Origin of the sequence: Massilia mucilaginosa (assembly GCF_011682145.1) — a bacterium.
Classification (GTDB): Bacteria; Pseudomonadota; Gammaproteobacteria; order Burkholderiales; family Burkholderiaceae_D; genus Telluria_A; species Telluria_A mucilaginosa.
On record NZ_WHJH01000075.1, the window covers coordinates 1 to 20,940 of the forward strand.

The following is a 20,940-nucleotide window of genomic DNA, read 5'->3' on the forward strand; positions in this document are numbered from 1 at the left end:
ATACTGCTCCATTCGATGTCCCGTTCAATCGGGTAGGGGGGCTATTGCCCGCGACATCGTGATCGTCACTGAGGAGCTCATGTATCGCCGAACCGGCACTGCGGTGGCAGTTTATGAAACATTCAGGTTAGTCCGCGCTCTTGTCGCGCTGCGGCAGGCGCCAGTCCTTGCGCACGAAGTGGCAGGTGTAACCGCCCGGATTACGCTCCAGGTAGTCCTGATGTTCCGGCTCGGCATTCCAGAACGGACCGGCCGGGGCCAGCTCGGTCACCACTTTGCCGGGCCACATGCCGGACGCGTCGACGTCGGCGATGGTGTCGAGCGCGGTCGCCTTTTGCTCCTCGCTGGCATAGTAGATGGCGGAGCGGTAGCTCATGCCGGTATCGTTGCCCTGGCGATTCGGCGTGGATGGATCGTGAATCTGAAAGAAAAATTCCAGCAACTTGCGATAGCTCATCACCTCGGGATCGAAGGTGATCTCGATCGCTTCGGCATGGGTCCCGTGGTTGCGGTAGGTGGCGTTCGGCACGTCGCCGCCCGAGTAACCGACACGTGTTGATTTGACGCCAGGCATCTTGCGGATCAGGTCTTGCATGCCCCAAAAACATCCGCCGGCCAGGATTGCTTGTTCTGTTTTCATGTGTGCGTCCTCGTTAATCAAGTGATTGTTGCAGCCAAGCATGCATTCGAGCGTGCCTGTACTGATCGTAGATGGGACGCCAGCCGGATATTGCAATAGTGGCTGCCATGCTACTGGCACGCCTGCCGGGTTCAATCGTTCTCAAGAAGCTTCAGGGTCCAGAAAAAGCTGCCAGTGTCGAGCAGGTTTGCCACGGTTCTGGTGACGACGTCGCGCGTCAGGCGCTCGACGATGATAGCGTCGGGGCAGGAGAAATGCAGGCCGTGGGCGTTCTCGCCTGTCAGCTTCCATCGTTCCATCAGCGTGATAATGTTGCTCACCGTGAAAAACGAAGCGGAATACCTGCGCCCATCGGCGAAGGTCACAATGACGTCGATATTATCGTCATCGGGAGTGAGCGACTCCTCATGCATGATATGAATAACGAAATCCTGCATGGCGTCTCCCTAAATCGCGCATTATGGCTTAAACAGAAAAGCGGCCACGGCGACGGCTCGGCGCAGGCGACTGAGTTTGATAGAATCGCTTGTCGGATCCTTCATCTTGCCATGCTGCGCCCGCTGCACGCGCAGTCACCATCAATGACGAAAGCGCGCAATGATTTCCACTCAAAAATCGACAGATTCCGCAAGCGGCGGCGCGCAAGCGCTGGGTCCTTTGATTGCCACATATGGCAAAAGCCGCTCGTTTCTTTTGGTCGGCTGGTTCCTGGCGGCGCTGTTCGCCGGGGTCGGCTTGTTCGTGCTGTGGCTGACCACCCGAATCGGCCCCGATTTCCGCTTCAACGGCGATGTGTCGCTCCTGTATATGGTGGGATTCGGCTCGCTGGCGCTCGGCGCCGCGATTGCGTTCCTTTTCTGGCGCCTGGCGGCATCGCAACCGACCTTTCATCTGTTCGATAACGGCATTCGCGCCACCGGTCCCGATGGCGACAATACGACCCTGTACCGCGACCTGGAAGACCTGTACACCTTCTTTTACGGCGGCATTGGCTATCGCGCCTCGCCGGGTGCGCCGTGGACGTTTATCGGCAGCCGCATTCACCGCTTTGCCGAATTGAGCGAACGCCTGAGCAGCCTGCAGATCGCGCAGCGGGGCGAGGCCTTGTACCAGCAGCTGCGCGCCGGCAAAACGGTGACATTCCGGTATTTGGAAGACAGCGTGGCGCAATCGAAAAGCATGGTCGCCACGCGGAATATGAACTTCCCGACCTTCGATATCATCCTGAGCGCGGACCGGTTGCAGATCGGGCAGAAAAGCATCGACATCGCCCGCATCGCCGATATCAAGACCAATTTGTGGACCGAGAAATCGAGCATCATCGATGTCGACGGCAAGTTGTTTCACAAGATTCATCCGAGTTCGATTTTATCGTTCGACCTGCTGCATGCGCTGATCGCGCGCCAGCAGCAATCGATGCGGTAGCACGCACCAGCACGCCGTCCAGGCGATTAACGCGTGCACATGCCTTTACTATCGATCAGTACAGACGGCATCGCGTGTCCCGTTACCGGCTTTCCGATCAGCTGCTGTAACTGAGCATCTTTTTCGCATTGCCGCGCGCCCTTGACCGGCGATATCGCTGGCGCGACGACTGCGGGAGGCGGGTCGCTCGCGGGCGGCGCGCCCATCAGCACCGTCGTGGGCGGCTCGGGATTGACCGTCGCGCTGGCGGCCGTTGAAGGTACGGGCTGGGCGTCGCCGGTGGAACAGCCGGCGGCGGACAAGGCCAGCACCGCGGCGCCGGCAAGGCCTGGCAGCCTGCGCCATGGCTGGCGCGCCGTGGCGCGGACCGGGCCGCCGCTATCGCTGGAGACGACGCTGCCGTCGTGGCGCTTGTCCATCCGCACGCACAGCTCGCCATTGAGGTTTTCCGCGATCAACGCCGCCCCTTCCACGGCAGTCATGGCGGACAGATTGACGACGTTCTTGTTGCACCCCTCGCAGTGACGGACACGGACGTCGCCCGTCATCTCCTCCCACGACGCCGTGCAGGGCACGGGAATGTCGACAAGGTGCAGTGCAATGGGCTGGTGCTGCGGGCGTGCTGGTTTCATGGCGGGATCCGTTTCATTGAATGTACATCGGTATGGAATGAAACGGCCGCGTCATGCAAACGGGGTTAAAACTCCTTTTCGCCAAGCAAAAACTTGTTGCTGATGGCCTTGAAGCTGACATCCGCGCTCAGGCATTTGAAGACCAGCCCTTCGCGCTCGGTGCCCGCCTTGAGCGCGCTCTTGCCTTCGGCGCTGGCCAGCAGCGATGCGACGCTGGCGCCTGCCAGGTTTTGCGTGTCCAGCACGGGGCAATGCACGATGCCGGCGCCGTCGAGGAGGGCCATCCGCTCAGCCGAGGTCAGATAGCGGCCGCGGTCGATATCGTAGACGTCGAATACACGCAGCTGCGGCGCGCCGAGGCCATAAGGATTGCCCTGGACGTTAGGCCCGATCAGCTCACCTTGCACCGCCAGGTTGCGCCCGGTCGCGCGCAGCAAGGCTTCCAGCTTGTTCTCGCGTGCAAGCTTCCAATAGGAATTATTCTCGGTTTCAAGCAGATCCAGATTGCGGCTGCACACGCCGAATTCACCCTGAAAAAGGTAAGCGGTCAGGCTGGAGCCGTCGAGCTTTTCGGTCACTTCCCACTCCAGGCCGGCGTCCACCCACTCTTCGAGCTCGGCCACGAGATTCTGGATGCGCTCCTGATTGGTCTTGCGCACGAACGAAGGAAACGGCCCTTTCACGATCCCCTGGAGATCGGCGGGAATCGGTGGCTCGTACTTTTGAATGCCCAGCATGTCGGTGAGGTCGTCACCCTCGCCTGCGCCTGCCGGCACGGGCAGCAGCAGGCCCTGGCTGATCTGCCCGCGCAATTTGATGGTGCGCAGGCGCGCGCCGGAAACGCCATTGAACTCGCGCTTGTCCTTGCACAGGAAAGGCGCCAGCGCTTCCGGCACCCAGGAATCGACTTCCAGATACAAGGCGTTGCCGCCGATCCGGTAGTCGCCCTTCTTCGATACGACCTTCCAGCCGTCGACCGTCACGCATTCGATCGCATCGGCGCCGGGAATCGGCGCGATATCGAGAACCTTGCGAACGGTGGCCAATTTACGCATGGACTGCTCCTGATTGATTCATTAGATAATTCATATTTGCAAGTATACAACACCACGGATCAGCAGGCGTCGCTCCCGCATTCGGCATAAGCGCGCAAGGTATTGATGCGCGCCTCGGTCATCGACGACTTGCAGGCGCTTTCTTCCACGCCGTAGGAACGGCCGTCGTCGATGGTCCTCGCTTCGTAGTCGCAGCTGGCGCCCCGGAAGATAATCCACGCCTGCTGCGCCATGGCCAGCTTGTCGCGGTCGCGCGCATGCGGCAGGCGCTTTTGCGCACGCGCGTACTGGGTGCGCATCCTGATTTCGCGCGCCGCCAGCTTGACCGACATGCACTCCTCCATCGGGCCGATCCGTCCTTCGCACGTCTTTGCGGCGACGCTGTTCCTGATCTCGGACACGGGTTTGCCCATTTCTTTCGCTACCGCGGCCACCAGCCATTGATTCATCGGCGCTTCCGCGCGGGCCTGCGCGGCACCGAGCAGCGCGATCGACAGCAGCATTGTTTTCATCGCGGATTCGGTTCCTTGCGTATTATCAAAGGAACATTGTAGTGATCCGGCCGATGCCGATTCGGCATCCTGAGCCAAGCCTCATGCCGCGTCCGTAAAAACTCACAGGACGGCGCCAAAGCGTCACTTCGCCGGCCTGGCCGGCGTGCCCGCGTCGCCAGCGCCATCGGCGCCTTGCGCACGCTTGCCTGCCGTTTTATCCTGATCCGGTGCTAGCACCCTGCCAATGAGCACGCCATTTGGCTTGGGCACGCTGGACTGCCCGATGGCCTGGCCTGCCGGCTCCGCCGCCACGTAGGGCTCGCAGCTTGCGGGCGGCGCGCCCATGGTCACCCTCATTTCAGGGAGCTCGACGGCTGCCGGTGCGGGGCGGCGCCACGCCTGGCGCACCATGGCGCGCTGGCTGTCGCCGCAGTCGCCGGTGATCACCGTGCCGTCCTGGCGCTGGTAGAACCTGACGCACAGCTCGCCGCTATGGTTGTCCGCCAGCAGTCGGGCGGCGTCGGCCTCGGGCATGTCCGACAGATTGAAGACGCTCTTGTTGCAATCGTCGCAGTGGCGTACGCGCTGGTCGCCTTTCATCTCGTCCCATGAGGCCGTGCAGGGCGAGGCGATGTCGATGCGCTGCAGCGAGATGGTTTGCTTGTTGGCGTGCTTCATGTGGAAATCCGTTTCGTGAGATGGATGAACCCGGCTGGACAAATTGCCATCGGCTGCATCGTGAAACGGATTGGGCGCACAAACGGGGTTACACGGATGAAAATATCCCGCCGTCCCCGCGCCGGCGGCGGACGAAAAAAAAGCTCCCGTTGGGGAGCTGTTTTTCCTGATACTGGCGGAGAGGGTGGGATTCGAACCCACGGATGGGTCGCCCCATCGCTTGATTTCGAGTCAAGTACATTCGACCACTCTGCCACCTCTCCAGCTTACTTCAAAAAAAATCCCCTGGCAGTAGGGGATTCCTTCTTTATTCATGGCGGAGAGGGTGGGATTCGAACCCACGGATGGGTCGCCCCATCGCTTGATTTCGAGTCAAGTACATTCGACCACTCTGCCACCTCTCCTTTCTCACATTGCTGCGAGAAGGCAAAATTATAGCACTCTGAGGAAAAAAGGGAAGCCCTATTTTCAGGCCTTCAAGGCGCTCAAGCCGCCCATGTAGGGCCGCAGCACTTCCGGAATGACCACGCTGCCGTCCGCCTGCTGGTAGTTTTCCAGCACGGCCACCAGGGTGCGTCCCACGGCCAGGCCCGAACCGTTGAGCGTGTGCAGCAGTTCCGGCTTGCCGGCCGCGTTGCGGAAGCGCGCCTGCATGCGGCGCGCCTGGAACGCTTCGCAGTTCGACAGCGACGAAATTTCGCGGTAGGTGTTCTGGGCCGGCAGCCACACTTCCAGATCGTAGGTCTTGGTCGCGCCGAAACCCATGTCGCCGGTGCACAGCGCCATCACGCGGTACGGCAGGCCCAGGCCTTTGAGAATGGCTTCGGCATGGCCGACCATGTCTTCCAGCACGTCGTACGAGGTATCGGGATGGACGACCTGCACCAATTCAACCTTGTCGAACTGGTGCTGGCGGATCATGCCGCGCGTATCGCGGCCGGCACTGCCCGCTTCCGAGCGGAAGCATGGCGTATGCGCCGTCATCTTGATCGGCAAGGTGTCGATGGCAACGATTTCGTCGCGCACGGTGTTGGTCAGCGAGACTTCCGAGGTCGGGATCAGGTAGAAGGTTTCGCCCTCGCCTTCGGCGCCGCCCTTTTTGACCGAGAACAGGTCGGCTTCGAACTTGGGCAACTGGCCGGTGCCGCGCAGCGAATCGGCGTTGACCATGTACGGGGTATAGCATTCGGTGTAGCCGTGCTCGCCGGTGTGGGTATCGAGCATGTACTGGGCCAGCGCGCGGTGCAGGCGCGCGATGCCGCCCTTCATCACCGAGAAGCGCGAACCGGTCAGTTTCACGGCGGTCACCAGGTCCAGGCCCAGTGCGCTGCCGACGTCGACGTGGTCGCGCACCTCGAAGTCGAAGACCGGCGGCGTGCCGACCTTGCGCACTTCGACGTTGCCGCTTTCATCCGCGCCGACCGGCACGGAGGCGTGCGGCAGGTTCGGCACCGCTTCCATGAACACGGCCAGCTTGGCCTGGACGTCGCCGAGCGCCGTTTCGTTGGCCTTGAGCTCGTCGCCCAGGCCGGCGGCTTCCGCCATCACGGCCGAAGTATCTTCGCCCTTGCCCTTGAGCATGCCGATCTGTTTCGCCAGCGAGTTGCGCTTGCTTTGCAGGTCTTCGGTACGCGTTTGAATCGCCTTGCGTTCGGCTTCGAGGGCGGTGAAGCCGGCCACGTCGAGCGGGAACTTGCGCGTCGCCAGGCGGGCGGCGACGTTGTCGATATCTTTACGGAGAAGTTGAATGTCTATCATTGTCGGAAGTGCCGGTATGTGGAGGACGGAAGGATTCCGTCGCCGGAATCGCTTGCCCTGAGAACCGTGCGTGCGGATGTTCCCGCGCGCGGCTCAAGCAAAATAAAAGCTTCGTGACGAAGCCGGTTTCACAACGCTCAAATCAAGGCCATGCACTTGATGAGGCGGCCAGGCGGCAGGCCCAGGCCTGCACAACGCGCACTGGCCGGTTGTTCAATGAGCAGTTTAACCGATTCCCTGCACAATGGCACCTTGTCGGCCCCGCATCCAGGGCACGCGCACCTGCTTAGAGCCTGTTCTTACTTGCCGGAGACCAGCGCGTTCAGCTTGCGCTGCGACGCCGCCACCTTCTCGTTGCCGGCGTTCAGTTCCTTCATGAGCACATTCATCTCATCGAGCACTTTTTGATCGTCGACCTCGGCAACGGCGCCGTTGAGCCTGATCTTGTCCTTATGCAGATCCAGCAAGGCCGTCAGTTTTTCCGCGCTGTCGATCATGCTTTCCAGCGCCACCAGCATGTCCTTGATGCCATTGCCCGGATCCGAGACCGTACGCGCATAGGCATTATCGTAGACGGTTTTCAGGTCGTCGGGCTGCTTGAGCGCCACGCGCTTGACGCCGGCGGCGGCCTGCTCGGTATCGATCGTGTTACGCATCTGCACGCTGGTCTTGCGTAAGGTAACCATGTTGGCGCGCCACGCCGGCAGGTCGGCCATGGTACGCGGCATGCGCATGCCGGTGATTTCGCGCAAGGGTTGCTGGACTTTGGCGTCGAGCGCCTTGTTGTAATCGGTGATCACGGCAAAATGCTTGGTGTAATCGCCGAAGGCCTTTTCATCTTCCGGGGTCAGCTTGGGCAAGTGCACGCCAGGCTTGTCGACAATGCGCGTTTGCAGGAAGGTGATGAACGCCGCGCGCTCTTTTGGTTCGGAACTGCACCCGGCGATACCGAGGGCCAGCAGGCCGCCCAGCATCCACAACAGCGAACGTTGCGAAAATTTCATGACTGTTTGCATTAATGACTCCTATGATAAGACTTTTATCATAGTGCAAAAGTGCAAATATGGCATCAACAAAGTTGACGCAGCCCGCGTGCTTACTGTTGGGCGGCTTTCTCGGCGGCGCTGAGGCGTTTGGCGCTGACAACAACGACGGTCATATTGCTGTCGGCCAGTGCGGCGGCGCTGGCCGGCGCGGCATGCGCGCGCACCGGTACGTCGGCGGTGGCGTAAGCGGCAAACGTGACCATGACGCTGGCGGCGAGGAATACGGCTTCGAGGTTTTTGCGGACTTTCATGATCTTCTCCAGTGGGTCGGGCGAGTTGGTATGGTGTTACTTTACCCACTCGCCCGCCGCCCTTCCAGCGGCTTGCGATGAAGCGCCGGAAAGCTGGGACAGGACGCGCAAAATCGCGACGACCTGTGTTCGGCATGCAAGAACGCCCGCCGTTGCAGGCCATCCGCGCCGCCGCCCTGCGTTCAGTCGCCGGCGTCGGCGTCCAGTCCGCGCAGCCAGGCCAGTTTTTCGGCGATCTTCGCCTCGATCCCGCGCGGCACCGGCTCGTACCAGCGCGGCTCGACCATGCCGTCGGGCAGATAGGTTTCGCCGGCCGCATACGCATTCGGTTCGTCATGCGCGTAGCGGTACTCGTGGCCGTAGCCGAGCTCCTTCATCAGCTTGGTAGGCGCATTGCGCAGATGAACCGGCACCTCGCGCGACTTGTCCTTTTTGACGAACGCCACCGCCCGGTTGTAGGCGTTGTAGCCGGCGTTGCTCTTGGCCGCGATGGCCAGGTAGATGACCGCCTGCCCGAGCGCCAGTTCGCCCTCCGGCGAGCCCAGCCGTTCGTAGGTGGCGGCGGCATCGTTGGCGATCTGGATCGCGCGCGGGTCGGCAATGCCGATGTCTTCCCACGCCATGCGCACGATGCGGCGCAGCAGGTATTGCGGATCGGCGCCGCCGTCGAGCATGCGGCACAGCCAGTACAGCGCCGCGTCGGGGTGCGAGCCGCGCACCGATTTGTGCAGCGCCGAAATCTGGTCGTAGAAATTGTCGCCGCCCTTGTCGAAGCGGCGCGAATTGAGGGTCAGCGCATTGTCGACGAACTCGCCGGTGATGTGCGTCAGGCCCGAGGTGGCGGCCGAGGTCTTGGTTTGTTCGAGCAGGTTGAGGAAGCGGCGCGCATCGCCATCGGCGTAACCGATCAGGGTGGCGATGGCGACCTCGTCGAACGTCAGGTGGCCCAGTACCTTGTCCTGGGCGCGCTTGAGTAACTGCAGCAGCTCGGCGTCGGTCAGGGCCTTGAGCACGTACACCTGGGCGCGCGAGAGCAGCGCCGAATTGACCTCGAACGAGGGGTTTTCGGTGGTCGCGCCGATCAGGGTCACCAGGCCGGACTCGACGAAAGGCAGCAAGGCGTCCTGCTGCGACTTGTTGAAGCGGTGGATCTCGTCGATGAACAGAATCGTGTGCTTGCCGGTCGCCAGGTGATGCTCGGCCTGCTCGATGGCGGCGCGGATATCTTTCACGCCCGACAGCACGGCCGACAAGGCGATAAATTCGCAGCCGAAGGCGTTGGCCGTCAGGCGCGCCAGGGTGGTCTTGCCGACCCCGGGCGGCCCCCACAGGATCATCGAATGCGGCTTGCCCGACCTGAACACCAGGCGCAGGGGCTTGCCCTCGCCCAGCAAATGGCTCTGGCCGATGACCTCGTCAATCGTTGCCGGACGCAGCGCTTCGGCGAGGGGGGCGGCAGGTTCGGTCTTGAACAAATCGTCCATGCGAAGTCTTCATTAATAGGAAGCGCGTAGTCTAGCGCATGGCGCGAATCGGCGTTCAAGATAAGAACCGCGCGGCGCGCGCCAGTTCCGCAAATTCCTGCCGAATCGACGATTATTTTGGCACGGCCTGCATGCCGGTGGCCTCGATCCGCGCGCCGGTCTTGCCCGCGATGATCGCCAGCGCAAGCGGAAACACCAGCCAGAAGCCGGAATCGGGCATCAGCACCACGCCCAGCACAGCCAGTCCGAACAAACCCCAGCCGAGCGACTTGGGCTGCGCCATGCCGGCCTTTTCGAGCGCATGCACGGGCAGTGCGAGCAGCGCCAGCAAGATGCCGAACAGGAAGAACCAGGCGGTCACACCGGCGCCCATGTCGGTCTTGACGGAATTGAACAAGCCGGCCTTCAACATGGTCAGCATGAAGGGACCGAGCACGATGACGGCAAACAGCGTGTGAAGAAATGCAATTCCAAGCAAGCAACGACTGATCCAGTGTTTCATGACACTCTCCCGAGATTCCCGCCCGGAGTGGGCCGGCAGGCGATCATATATCGGGGAAATCAATATTGCCAGATATGCATGCCTACTTATTTACCTGGCGCCGCCAGCAGCACGCGCCCGTACACCGCGTCGGTCTTCGGTCCCGGCGCGTTGGCGGCGACAAAGCGGCAGCTCTGCACGTACTGCCTGATGTGCTCGGCCAGCTCGTTGTCGGTGATGCGTCCTTCGAGCCGGATGTTGAACGGTTCGCCACGGCCATTGGTCAGGAAGCGCACCAATACCCCATCGCTGGACGTCGGTGTGCGGTCGAGCGGCACGAAGCCGTGGAACGGCGGACTTGCCACGCAGCTGTCGGGACGCAGCTGGGGCCGCGCCGACGGTCCGCCGGCGGTGGCCCAGACGTAGTCGAGCGTGCGCACGGCGCTCTCGCGTGGCTGCGCGGCATCGGTTTTCAGCTTGCAGGCTTGCAAACCGCGCACGGCGGCGGCGTCGAGAATCGGCCAGCCGCTGCCCCTGCGCACCTTGACATCGGCGATGCGCCACTCCTTGATCCGGTAGTCGAGCACGGTCGTGCCCTCCAGGTCGTAGCGCTTGGCCTCGGGCGGCCAGTCGGGCCGGGTGCAGGCCGAGGGCAAACGGGCGGCGTCGGGCGGCGGCGCGCGCGTCTGCGCCAGGGCGGGAGCCATCGTGGTGCCAGTAAACAAAGTCACAGCCAGTGCAGTACCGATTGTTCTTGAATTCAAGTGAGCTCCACGAGGGAAGATGGATCAGTTATTGACCACGTCGGCGCCTTTGGGAATGACGAATTTGAACTGGGTCGCCGTCAAGGGCGGGTTTTTCTCGAACTTCTTGAACGCGAGCACCGAGGTCTGGCCGAAGGCATCGCGCAGCTCCATCGCTTCGGGCGTGCCGTTGCGCAAGCCGATGCTGATCTGCTCGAACTGCGAATCCTTGCCCTTGGGCGCGGCGTTGAGCCACTCCAGGCCGTCGCGCGTGCCGGCTTCGGTCAAGGTAAAGTTCTTTTCCAGGTCGTTGCTGCCGAACAAGATGGCGGCCGGCGAGGAACCGAGCGCGTCGCCCAGTTTTTTGGTGGTGACTTGGTTCAGGTCCTTGTCGTAGATATACAGTTGCTCGCCGTCGGCCTGCAACAGTTGCTCGTAAGGTTTGACGTAAGTCCAGATGAACTTGCCCGGACGGGCGAATACGAAGGTGCCCGACGATGGCGCCGCCACTTTGCCGGAGTCGGCCTTCTTGACCTGGCGCTGGGTGAATTCCCCGCGCGCGGCCTTGGTGCCGGCGACGAAGGATTTGAATTGATCGAGGGCGCTGGCGTGGGCCATGCCGGCGCAGGCCAGGCTCAGGGCCAGGATGGCGCTGGTTTTGTTCAGTAAATATCGCATAATGTCCTTATGTATGGGCCGCGTGGGCAAAGAAGTGGTCGCAAGCCGCTCATCCCTGTAACGGACGAGCGGCCGACCCGGTGCACAGGCGGGGGGGTTATTCCGCGCTCGCCGCCGGCACCAGAATATCGCGGTTGCCATTCGACTGCATCGGCGAGACAACGCCGCTGTTTTCCATCTGCTCCAGCAAGCGTGCCGCACGGTTGTAGCCGATGCGCAAGTGACGCTGCACCAGCGAGATCGAGGCGCGCCGGTTCTTGAGCACCACCTGCACCGCCTGGTCGTACATCGGATCGGCCTCGCCGCCCGCCTCGCCCGACGCGCCGCCTTCCGCGCCGCCCTCGCCTTCGAGCGTGCCGCCTTCGAGAATGCCTTCAATATAGTTCGGCTCGCCCGACAGCTTGAGGTGGGCCACCACCCGGTGCACTTCCTCGTCGGACACAAACGCACCGTGCACCCGCACCGGCAAACCGGTGCCCGGCGGCATGTACAGCATATCGCCCATGCCCAGCAGCGCTTCGGCACCCATCTGGTCGAGAATGGTGCGCGAGTCGATCTTGGACGAAACCTGGAACGCAATCCGGGTCGGAATATTTGCCTTGATCAGGCCGGTAATCACGTCCACCGACGGCCGCTGCGTCGCCAGGATCAGGTGCAAGCCGGCCGCGCGGGCCTTTTGCGCGATACGGGCGATCAATTCCTCGACCTTTTTGCCGACGACCATCATCAGGTCGGCCAACTCATCGATGATGATGACGATGGTCGGCAGTTTTTCCAGCGGTTCCGGCGAATCGGGCGTGATGCTGAACGGATTCGGAATGTGTTCCTCGCGCTTGGCCGCCTCGGCGATCTTGGCGTTGTAGCCGGCAAGGTTGCGCACGCCCAGCTTACTCATGAGCTTGTAGCGGCGCTCCATCTCGTTCACCGCCCAGTTCAGCGCATGGCCGGCCTGGCGCATGTCGGTCACCACGGGCGCGAGCAAGTGCGGAATGCCTTCGTACACCGACATCTCCAGCATCTTCGGATCGATCAGGATCATGCGCACATCGGCCGGGTCGGACTTGTACAGCAGCGACAGAATGGTGGCGTTGATGCCCACCGATTTACCGGAACCGGTGGTACCGGCCACCAGCAAGTGCGGCATCTTGGCCAGGTCGGCAATGACAGCCTTGCCGGCAATATCCTTGCCCAGCGCCACGGTCAGCTGCGAGGCGCTGTCGTTATAGATCTTGGAGCCGACGATTTCGGTCAGGCGCACGATCTGGCGCTTTGGATTAGGCAACTCCAACGCCATGAAATTCTTGCCGGGAATGGTTTCGACCACGCGGATCGAGGTCAGCGACAGCGAGCGGGCCAGGTCGCGCGCCAGGCCGACGATCTGGCTGCCCTTCACGCCCGTGGCCGGTTCGATTTCGTAGCGCGTCACCACCGGACCCGGATACGCCGCCACCACCTTGGCATCGACGCCGAAGTCCGACAGTTTCTTTTCGATCAGGCGGCTGGTGAATTCCAGCGTTTCGACCGACACCGTTTCCTGCACTTCCGGCGCGTCGTCGAGCAGGGACAGCGGCGGCAGCGAGGAGTCGCCCGGCAAGTCGCGGAACAGCGGCGCCTGCCGTTCGGGCTGCTTCTCGATCTTGATGCCGCTGGCGACCGGCCGCGCCGCCTGTTGCGCTTGTTGCGCCTGTTGCTCCACCGGCTTGTCGAGCTGCTTTTCTTTCAGTGCGCGTTCGGACTGGACCACTTCCATCACCTGCGGCTCGATCCTGACCGGCGCCGCCACCACATGCTTGGCGCGCTCGTGCACCACCACTTCATCGCGCTTGACGGCCGCCACTTCGCCCTGCTTGCGGTCTTCGCGGTCCTGGTAGCGCAGGCGGAACCAGTCGATGGCGTTTTCGATCGCGCCGCCGATGCGCTCGGCCACGCCCATCCACGAGACGTGAAAGAACAGGCTGAAACCCAGTCCGAACAGCAACAGCAGCAGCAAAGTGGCGCCGGTGAATCCGAACGCCGAATGGGCCGCATGGCCGATCAGCTGGCCCAGCACCCCGCCCGGCGCGCGCGGCAATTGCACAGCCAGCGACCACATGCGCAAGAATTCCAGCCCCAGGCTGCCGATCAGCAAGACCGCGAAGCCGAGCCAGCGGATGACGGCTTCCTGCTGGTGCTCGGGATCGTCTTCTGTTTCCAGCACGAATTTTTGATTCAGCGAGCGATAGCCCTTCCAGAGGATGCGCAGGAAACAGATGCACCACCACCAGGCCGAGAAGCCGAAAATGAACAGCAGCAGATCGGCCAGGTAGGCGCCCGCGCGCCCGCCCAGGTTGCTCACCTGCGATACCTGCACCTCGTGCGACCAGCCCGGATCGCCCTTGTTATAGGTGAGCAGGATCATGACGAAATACAGGAACACCACGGCCAGCGCGATCCAGCGCGCCTCGGACAGCAGGCGCACCACGCGGTTCGGCAGAGGTTGCCGGGTGACGGGCTTTCGGGTGTAACTGGCGTTGGAAGGTTGGCTTGTCTTTGGCATTCTTGTTACTTACAGTACTGCCGCAATGATGGCGGCAGGTATGACGATGTTGACGATGCGCTCATTCTAAGCCATCCAGAGGGCATCGGGCCCATGATTCATGCTAGGGCGCATCATGGACTATAATCGAGGGTGCGCAATTGAATTCCCGCGCCACTTGATCTGACCGCAATCGACCCCAGTTTCTCTTCATACACATTTCGATTAAAGCCCGCCCCATGACCATGACCAAACACGCCAAAGTTCTGATTCTCGGCTCCGGCCCAGCCGGCTACAGCGCAGCCGTTTACGCCGCGCGCGCCAACCTGCAGCCGATGCTCGTCACCGGTGTGGAGCAAGGCGGCCAGCTGATGACCACCACCGATGTCGAAAACTGGCCCGGCGATCCGATGGGCGTGCAAGGCCCGGACCTCATGCAGCGCCTGCTGCAACACGCCGAGCGCTTTAACACCGAAATCGTGTTCGACCACATTCACACCACAAAGTTGAATGAAAAGCCGATGCGTTTGATCGGCGACAGCCATGAGTACACCTGCGACGCCCTGATCATCGCCACCGGCGCCTCGGCCCAGTACCTGGGCCTGGAGTCCGAAACCGCGTTCATGGGCAAGGGCGTATCGGCCTGCGCCACCTGCGACGGTTTCTTCTACCGCAACCAGGAAGTTGCGGTCGTGGGCGGCGGCAACACCGCGGTCGAAGAAGCGCTGTACCTGTCGAACATCGCCAACAAGGTCACGATCATTCACCGGCGCGACAAGTTCCGCGCCGAACCGATCCTGATCGACCGCCTCAACGCCAAGGCGGCAGAAGGCAAGATCGTGATCAAGTACAACCACACGCTCGAAGAAGTCACCGGCAACGACAGCGGCGTGACCGGCGTGAACATCAAGTCGACCGTCGACGGCGCGATCACGCCCTTGCCGGTGCACGGCCTGTTCGTGGCGATCGGCCACAAGCCGAACACCAGCATCTTCGAAGGCCAGCTCGACATGCACAACGGCTACATCAAGACCCGCACCGGTCTCGAAGGCATGGCCACCGCGACCAACATCCCGGGCGTGTTTGCCGCCGGCGACGTGCAGGATCACATTTATCGCCAGGCGATCACCAGTTCCGGCACCGGTTGCATGGCGGCGCTCGACGCCCAGCGCTACCTGGAAAGCCTGAACGACTAATCAGTAGAGTACAACGATGCCGATGAAAGACTTTTCCGATCTGAAATCCTTGCGCGAACAGCTCAAGGGCCAGGATGAAGCGCGTGCGCGCGAAAAAGCCGAGCGCGAGGAACGGCAGCGGGTGGCTGTGCAAGAGGCCAACCTGTTCAATAGCGCCATCGGCGGCGTCAAGAAGATGCCCGAGTCGAACCGCTTCGTGCCCAACGCCCCGCCCGGCGTGAATGTCAAGATCAAGCCGGCCAAGGTGTTCCGCAGCCAGGCCGAGGACGACGCGGCGGTGCTGCGCGAGTCGCTCTCGGACCAGTTCGAGGTCGATCACCTGCTCGAGGACGACCCCAGCCTGAGTTTTTCGCGCGCCGGGATCGGGCCGGACGTGGTGCGCAAGCTGCGCAAGGGCTACTGGCCGGTGCAGGACGAGCTCGACCTGCACGGCTTGCGCCGCGACGGCGCGCGCGAGGCCATCGGCGACTTCCTGCACAAGGCCGGCAAGCGCAAGCTGCGCTGCGTGTGCGTGATCCACGGCAAGGGCCTCGGCTCGGCCGGCGGCGAACCAGTGCTGCGCTCGATGGTGCACAGCTGGCTCGAACAGAAGGATGAAGTGATTGCCTTCTGCGCCGCCAATGTGGACGGGCGCAGCCACGGCGCCCTGATTGTCCTGCTCAAATCGGCGATCGGCACCTGATTCGATAGCCCGCATGCGTCCGGTATCTTGCCGGGCGCACCTCTTGCACTGTCCATCATGCCGGGCGCATGTTAGGCTAGCAATATTCGCCACAGTACAGTGCACCGCATGACCCTCATTACGCTCATCGAAATCATGGCGATCCTTGTTGGCGCTTTCTCCGGCTTCATCGAAGCGCGGCGCAAGCGCATGGATCTGGTCGGCGTGTTCACCGTGGCCTTCATCACCGCCTTCGGCGGCGGCACCCTGCGCGACATCCTGCTCGACCGGCGCCCGCTGTTCTGGGTTACGCACCAGGAATACGCGATTCTCATCTTCGTGCTCGCGCTCATGGCCGCGCCGCTGATCCGCACCTTGCGCCAGATTGTGTCGGAACGGCTGATCGTGGTGGCCGACGCCGTGGGGCTGGGATTGTTCTCGATTGCCGGTGTGGCCTCGGCGCTGGAAGCGCACATGCCGATTTTCATCGCCTCGATGATGGGCGTGATTACCGGGATCTTCGGCGGCGTGCTGCGCGATATTGTCTGCAACGAGGTGCCGATGGTCTTCCGCGATGGGAAACCTTACGCGATCTGCGCGTTTATCGGCAGCTGGATGTATCTCTTGATGAAAAAGTTCGGGGCCGATCCCGACCTGGCGCTGTGGACGAGCGCCACGACGATCAGCGCGCTGCGGCTGCTGACCTGGAAATTCGACATGCGCATGGGGCGCTCATAAACCTTCCCTTTCAAATATTTCCTAACCGGGATCAGACCTAAATGCCGCTAACTTAAGCTCTTTTTGCCACAAAACTTAGCTCCGTCATTCCCGCGCAGGCGGGAATGACGGAGCTTAAGTTAGCGGCATTAAGGTCTGACCCCGGTGAGGAAACTAATTGCTGAGCAGACTTACACTGCTTCCGGACCCGTTTCGCCGGTGCGGATACGGATCACCTGCTCCACATCCTGCACGAAAATCTTGCCGTCGCCGATCTTGCCGGTACGCGCCGCCTTGATGATGGCGTCCACCACCTGGTCGGCCATGGCGTCGTCCACCACCACTTCAATCTTGACCTTCGGCAGGAAGTCGACCACGTACTCGGCACCACGGTACAGCTCGGTGTGGCCCTTCTGGCGGCCGAAACCCTTCACTTCGGTAACGGTCAGTCCGGTCACATTCACGTCCGCCAGCGCTTCGCGCACTTCGTCCAGCTTGAACGGTTTGATCACACAAGTAATTTGTTTCATGGCTACTCCTAAATAGATGCTCTTCACGCGATGGAATTACTGGGGACCTCGAAAAACCTACTGCGCGGCGCGATTTTCGCCCTGCGATGCTCACCGTACCTTCGTACGGCCGCGCTTCTCTGACGAAACTTGCGCCGCTCGCTACGGTTTTTCGAGGTCCCCACTGTTGCCGCTATTGTAAACGACCGACTGTTCTATTTCCCGACTTCATCCGGAATCCTGGCCAGATCGGCTTGCCACACGACCGCCTCGGCGTCGCTCGGGGCGCGCCAGTCGCCGCGCGGCGAGAGCGATCCGCCATTGCCGACCTTCGGCCCGTTGGGCACGCAGGAGCGCTTGAACTGGCTGATCTTGAAGAAGCGGTACACGAACGTGCCCAGATGCTTTTTGATGTCCGCCAGCGCATACTGGTTGCGGCTGGCGTGCAAGGCGTCCGGCCAGGCGCCCTGCTCGCGGTCCTTCCACGCCGACCACGCCAGGAACGCCACCTTCGACGGCGCAAAGCCATAACGCAGGATGTAATACAGGTTGAAATCCTGCAGCTCGTACGGCCCGATCGAACTTTCCGTGCTTTGCGCCGGCTTGTCCTCGCCCGCTTTTCCCGGCACCAGTTCGGGGCTGATTTCGGTCGCCAGCACCTGCAGCAGCACTTCCGAGCCGCTTGAACCGATCACGCCCGCCTCGGCCACCCAGCGCACCAGGTGGCTGATCAGGGTCTTGGGCACGCTGGCGTTGACGTTGTAATGCGACATATGGTCGCCCACGCCGTACGTACACCAGCCCAGCGCCAGCTCGCTCAGGTCGCCCGTGCCGATCACGATCCCGTTGTGAAAATTCGCCAGCCGGAACAGATGGCTGGTGCGCTCGCCCGCCTGCACGTTTTCGAACGTGATGTCGTAGGTCTCCTGCCCTTCCGCATACGGATGGCCGAGGTCCTTGAGCATCTGGATGCAGCTCGGACGGATATCGATTTCGTGCGCTTCGCAGCCGACCGCCTCCATCAGCGCGCGCGCCTGGCGCAGGGTGCGCTCGCTGGTGGCAAAACCCGGCATCGTGTAAGCGAGGATATTCGTGCGCGGCAGCTTGAGGTGGTCCATCGCCTTGGCGCACACCAGCAGCGCGTGGGTCGAATCGAGTCCGCCCGAGACACCGATGACGACCTTCTTCATGCCGCTCTGCGACAGCCGCTGCACCAGCGCCTGCACCTGGATGTGATACACCTCGGTGCAGCGCTCGTCGCGACGTTGCGGATCCGACGGCACATACGGAAAGCGCTCGACCGCGCGATCAAGCGCCAGCGCCTTGCCGCCGCCCGGCGCGCCCGGCAGCGCAAAGCGCACCACGCGGAACGCCGCCACCTGCTGCGCATGGTGCCGCACCTGCTGCGCGAAGGTGGTCGTGTGCATGCGCTCGCGCGACAGGCGCTCCAGGTCGACGTCCCCGTAAATGATGTGCGAGTCGTCCTGGAAGCGCTCGGCCTCGGCCAGCAGGTCGCCTTTTTCGTAGATCAGGGTCTGGCCATCCCACGCCATGTCGGTCGACGACTCGCCGTTCCCCGCCGAGGTGTACAGATACGCCGCCAGGCAGCGCGCCGACTGCTGCGACACCAGCTGGTGCCGGTAGCCGCTCTTGCCCACCAGGACGTTGGACGCCGACAGGTTGACCAGCACCGTGGCCCCGGCCAGCGCCGCGAACGACGACGGCGGAATCGGCACCCACACATCCTCGCAGATCTCCACATGGAAGCGCAGCAGCGCGATGCCCTCGACCTCGAACAGCAGGCCGGCGCCGAACGGCACGTCCTGTCCCAACAGGCTGACCTGGCTGCATGGCGCGCTGTCGGCGGGGCTGAACTGGCGCGCCTCGTAAAACTCGCCGTAGTTCGGCAGATAGCTTTTCGGGACCACCCCGAGCAGTTTGCCGCCGGCGACCACCACGCCGCAGTTGAACAACTGGTGCCCGACCCGCAGCGGCAGCCCGACCACCAGCGCCAGCGGCAACTGCGCAGTCGCTTCCATCACCGTGCGCAGGCTGGCCTCGCAGGCGTCCAGCAGCGCGGCCTGGTGAAACAGGTCGTCGCAGCTGTAGGCCGACAATCCCAGCTCCGGGAACGCCACCAGCGCCGCGCCCTGCCGCGCCGCCGCTTCGGCCAGCGCGATGGTCTGGGCCGCGTTGAAGACGGGATCGGCGATCTTGCAGCGTGGCGTGGCCAGCGCGACCCGGGCGAAGCCGTGCGAATAGAGGTTGAAGAAGTCGTTCTGCATGCAGTGTCTTTCGTAGGGTGGCGGCGCGCGCGGCAGGGCATCTGAACGCTTTGGGCCTTTTTGCGTAGAATGCAATGGACCGACCCGAACCACAGCCGGCGTCGCCCGCCAAAATAATGGAATAGCCGATTCGACAAGAATGAATTATCGCACGCATATCGTATCCTCTCTTTCCGAGATCGGCCAACCCGCCTGGGACGCCCTGGCGTCATCCCAGCCATCGGCCAATCCCTTCCTCTCGTTCGCCTTTCTCGACGCCCTGCACGAATCGGGCAGCGCCTGCGCGGACACCGGCTGGCAGCCCCAGTTCCTGGTGCTGTACGACGGCGCCGAACTGGTCGCCGCCATGCCGCTGTACGTCAAGATGCACTCGTACGGCGAGTACGTGTTCGACTGGGCCTGGGCCGACGCTTACCAGCGCAACGGCGTCGATTACTATCCGAAGCTGCTGTCGGCGATTCCGTTCACGCCGGTGAGCGGCCCGCGCCTGCTGGCGCGCGACGCCGACGCCCGCGGCGCGCTGCTGGCGGCGCTGGTGTCGACCCAGAAGGCGTCCGACGTCTCCTCGACCCACATCCTGTATCCGCCCGAAGACCAGGTCAGGCAGCTGGAGGCGGCCGGCTTCATGCTGCGCAGCGGCGTGCAGTTCCACTGGCTGAACGCCGGCTACCGCAATTTCGACGAGTTCCTGGCCACGCTGGAGCAAAAGAAGCGCAAGAACATCCGCGCCGAGCGGCGCAAGGTGCGCGAAGCCGGGGTGACGATGCGGCGCGTGCGCGGGGCCGATGCCCTTGATGCCGACTGGCGCCTGTTCAACCGCTGCTACCAGCGCACCTACCAGGCACACCGCTCCTCGCCCTATCTGAACCTGGATTTCTTCCAGCGCATCGGGCGCAGCATGCCGGACAATATTTTGCTGGTGATCGCCGAACGCGAAGGCCGGCCAATCGCCGCCTCGCTCGTCATCCACAGCGCCGACACGCTGTTCGGCCGCTACTGGGGCGAGCTCGAACATGTGCCCTGCCTGCACTTCGAAACGGCCTACTACCAGCCGCTCGAATTCTGCATCGAACAAAACATCGGCGTGTTCGAAGGCGGCGCGCAGGGCGAACACAAGATGGCGCGCGGCTTCCTGCCGACCCGCACCTGGTCCGCGCACTGGCTGGCCCATCCCGCGTTTTCGGATGCGATCGAGCGCTTCCTGGAGCGCGAAAGCGGCGGCATCGACGAGTACATCGATGAACTGAACGACCGCAACCCCTTCAAGGACCCGGCATGATCTCGCACGTATTCATCGGCGTCGGCGACTTTGCGCGCGCCTTCGGCTTCTACGCGGCGCTGATGCCGCACCTCGGCCTGGCGCTCAAGTTCAGCGATCCGGCCAGACCGTGGGCCGGCTGGATGCAACCCGGCCACCCGCGCCCGCTGTTCCTGATCGGCGCCCCGTTGGCCGGCCAGCACGGCGCCGGCAACGGCCAGATGACGGCCCTGCTGGCGCCTTCGCGCGCGGCGGTCGACAGCGCCCACGCCACCGCCCTCGCCCATGGCGCCCTGTGCGAAGGCGCGCCGGGACTGCGCCCGGAATATCACGCCAGCTACTACGGCGCCTATTTCCGCGATCCTGATGGCAACAAGCTATGCGTTTGCTGCCACGATTAAATCAATGTTGCGGTGCCATCGACAAATAGGGGC

Annotated in this window: 22 protein-coding genes and 2 tRNA genes; 6 read left to right on the top strand and 18 right to left on the bottom strand. The window is 62.6% G+C overall.

The annotated features are described in order from the left end of the window. Positions 1 to 127: 127 nt before the first annotated feature. The gene (gene msrA / locus F2P45_RS31370) at positions 128 to 640 is read right to left on the bottom strand and encodes a peptide-methionine (S)-S-oxide reductase MsrA (protein ID WP_166882140.1); all 513 of its coding nucleotides are present in this window, start codon (positions 638 to 640) and stop codon (positions 128 to 130) included. A gap of 131 nt (positions 641 to 771) precedes the next feature. Beyond that, positions 772 to 1,077 carry a hypothetical protein gene (locus tag F2P45_RS31375; protein ID WP_166882141.1) on the bottom strand — a complete coding sequence of 102 codons (306 nt, stop codon included), beginning with the start codon at positions 1,075 to 1,077 and terminating at the stop codon, positions 772 to 774. Positions 1,078 to 1,297: 220 nt separating this feature from the next. Between F2P45_RS31375 and F2P45_RS31380 the strand changes: the two genes are divergently transcribed. Further along, on the top strand, positions 1,298 to 2,065 hold the full coding sequence (locus F2P45_RS31380) for a hypothetical protein (protein ID WP_223164871.1): 768 nt from the start codon (positions 1,298 to 1,300) through the stop codon (positions 2,063 to 2,065). 26 nt (positions 2,066 to 2,091) lie between these two features. On the opposite strand, the gene F2P45_RS31385 is transcribed toward F2P45_RS31380, so the two are convergent. From F2P45_RS31385 to F2P45_RS31450, 14 genes are all read right to left on the bottom strand, one after another. Then, a complete protein-coding gene (locus tag F2P45_RS31385; RefSeq protein WP_166882143.1) occupies positions 2,092 to 2,697 on the bottom strand; it encodes a hypothetical protein in 606 nt (201 codons plus the stop codon). Positions 2,698 to 2,762: 65 nt separating this feature from the next. Beyond that, entirely contained in the window at positions 2,763 to 3,752 is a 990-nt protein-coding gene (locus F2P45_RS31390; protein WP_166882144.1) for an RNA ligase (ATP), read from the bottom strand. 59 nt (positions 3,753 to 3,811) lie between these two features. After that, positions 3,812 to 4,264, bottom strand: coding sequence for a lysozyme inhibitor LprI family protein (locus F2P45_RS31395; RefSeq protein ID WP_166882145.1), 453 nt, complete (start codon positions 4,262 to 4,264; stop codon positions 3,812 to 3,814). A gap of 123 nt (positions 4,265 to 4,387) precedes the next feature. Then, entirely contained in the window at positions 4,388 to 4,924 is a 537-nt protein-coding gene (locus F2P45_RS31400; RefSeq protein WP_166882146.1) for a hypothetical protein, read from the bottom strand. 173 nt (positions 4,925 to 5,097) lie between these two features. Next, a tRNA-Ser gene (locus F2P45_RS31405) sits at positions 5,098 to 5,187 on the bottom strand. 51 nt (positions 5,188 to 5,238) lie between these two features. Beyond that, positions 5,239 to 5,328, bottom strand: a tRNA-Ser gene (locus F2P45_RS31410). A 64-nt stretch (positions 5,329 to 5,392) separates the two neighbouring features. Then, positions 5,393 to 6,682: a serine--tRNA ligase gene (serS, locus tag F2P45_RS31415; protein ID WP_166882147.1), complete on the bottom strand. Its 1,290-nt coding sequence runs from the start codon at positions 6,680 to 6,682 to the stop codon at positions 5,393 to 5,395. A 299-nt stretch (positions 6,683 to 6,981) separates the two neighbouring features. Next, positions 6,982 to 7,686 carry a DUF3053 family protein gene (locus F2P45_RS31420; RefSeq protein ID WP_166882148.1) on the bottom strand — a complete coding sequence of 235 codons (705 nt, stop codon included), beginning with the start codon at positions 7,684 to 7,686 and terminating at the stop codon, positions 6,982 to 6,984. 92 nt (positions 7,687 to 7,778) lie between these two features. Continuing rightward, positions 7,779 to 7,979, bottom strand: a complete 201-nt coding sequence (locus F2P45_RS31425) for a hypothetical protein (RefSeq protein ID WP_166882149.1) — start codon at positions 7,977 to 7,979, stop codon at positions 7,779 to 7,781. 182 nt (positions 7,980 to 8,161) lie between these two features. Beyond that, positions 8,162 to 9,463: a replication-associated recombination protein A gene (locus tag F2P45_RS31430; protein WP_166882150.1), complete on the bottom strand. Its 1,302-nt coding sequence runs from the start codon at positions 9,461 to 9,463 to the stop codon at positions 8,162 to 8,164. Between the two features lie 112 nt (positions 9,464 to 9,575). Further along, positions 9,576 to 9,965, bottom strand: coding sequence for a DUF6463 family protein (locus F2P45_RS31435; protein WP_166882151.1), 390 nt, complete (start codon positions 9,963 to 9,965; stop codon positions 9,576 to 9,578). An 86-nt stretch (positions 9,966 to 10,051) separates the two neighbouring features. Next, entirely contained in the window at positions 10,052 to 10,651 is a 600-nt protein-coding gene (locus F2P45_RS31440; RefSeq protein ID WP_223164872.1) for an energy transducer TonB, read from the bottom strand. Positions 10,652 to 10,732: 81 nt separating this feature from the next. Then, entirely contained in the window at positions 10,733 to 11,365 is a 633-nt protein-coding gene (gene lolA / locus F2P45_RS31445; protein WP_166882153.1) for an outer membrane lipoprotein chaperone LolA, read from the bottom strand. A gap of 97 nt (positions 11,366 to 11,462) precedes the next feature. After that, positions 11,463 to 13,901, bottom strand: coding sequence for a DNA translocase FtsK (locus F2P45_RS31450; RefSeq protein WP_166882154.1), 2,439 nt, complete (start codon positions 13,899 to 13,901; stop codon positions 11,463 to 11,465). A gap of 218 nt (positions 13,902 to 14,119) precedes the next feature. Here F2P45_RS31450 and trxB point away from each other — a divergent pair, with 218 nt between their 5' ends. From trxB to F2P45_RS31465, 3 genes are all read left to right on the top strand, one after another. Next, the gene (gene trxB, locus F2P45_RS31455) at positions 14,120 to 15,076 is read left to right on the top strand and encodes a thioredoxin-disulfide reductase (protein WP_166882155.1); all 957 of its coding nucleotides are present in this window, start codon (positions 14,120 to 14,122) and stop codon (positions 15,074 to 15,076) included. A gap of 16 nt (positions 15,077 to 15,092) precedes the next feature. Next, positions 15,093 to 15,758, top strand: a complete 666-nt coding sequence (locus tag F2P45_RS31460) for a Smr/MutS family protein (protein ID WP_166882156.1) — start codon at positions 15,093 to 15,095, stop codon at positions 15,756 to 15,758. 108 nt (positions 15,759 to 15,866) lie between these two features. Next, positions 15,867 to 16,475, top strand: coding sequence for a trimeric intracellular cation channel family protein (locus tag F2P45_RS31465; protein WP_166882157.1), 609 nt, complete (start codon positions 15,867 to 15,869; stop codon positions 16,473 to 16,475). 170 nt (positions 16,476 to 16,645) lie between these two features. Here the strand turns inward: F2P45_RS31465 and F2P45_RS31470 are convergent, their stop codons facing one another. Together F2P45_RS31470 and F2P45_RS31475 are read right to left on the bottom strand one after the other, a co-directional pair. Next, complete coding sequence (locus F2P45_RS31470; RefSeq protein ID WP_166882158.1) at positions 16,646 to 16,984, bottom strand: P-II family nitrogen regulator; 339 nt, start codon at positions 16,982 to 16,984, stop codon at positions 16,646 to 16,648. Between the two features lie 194 nt (positions 16,985 to 17,178). Further along, a complete protein-coding gene (locus F2P45_RS31475) occupies positions 17,179 to 19,248 on the bottom strand; it encodes an NAD(+) synthase (protein WP_166882159.1) in 2,070 nt (689 codons plus the stop codon). 139 nt (positions 19,249 to 19,387) lie between these two features. On the opposite strand from F2P45_RS31475, the gene F2P45_RS31480 reads away from it, so the two are divergent. Both F2P45_RS31480 and F2P45_RS31485 read left to right on the top strand, forming a co-directional pair. Then, the gene (locus F2P45_RS31480; protein ID WP_166882160.1) at positions 19,388 to 20,527 is read left to right on the top strand and encodes a GNAT family N-acetyltransferase; all 1,140 of its coding nucleotides are present in this window, start codon (positions 19,388 to 19,390) and stop codon (positions 20,525 to 20,527) included. Further along, positions 20,524 to 20,907, top strand: coding sequence for a VOC family protein (locus F2P45_RS31485; protein WP_166882161.1), 384 nt, complete (start codon positions 20,524 to 20,526; stop codon positions 20,905 to 20,907). Before F2P45_RS31480 ends, F2P45_RS31485 begins: the two co-directional genes overlap by 4 nt. Positions 20,908 to 20,940 lie beyond the last annotated feature (33 nt).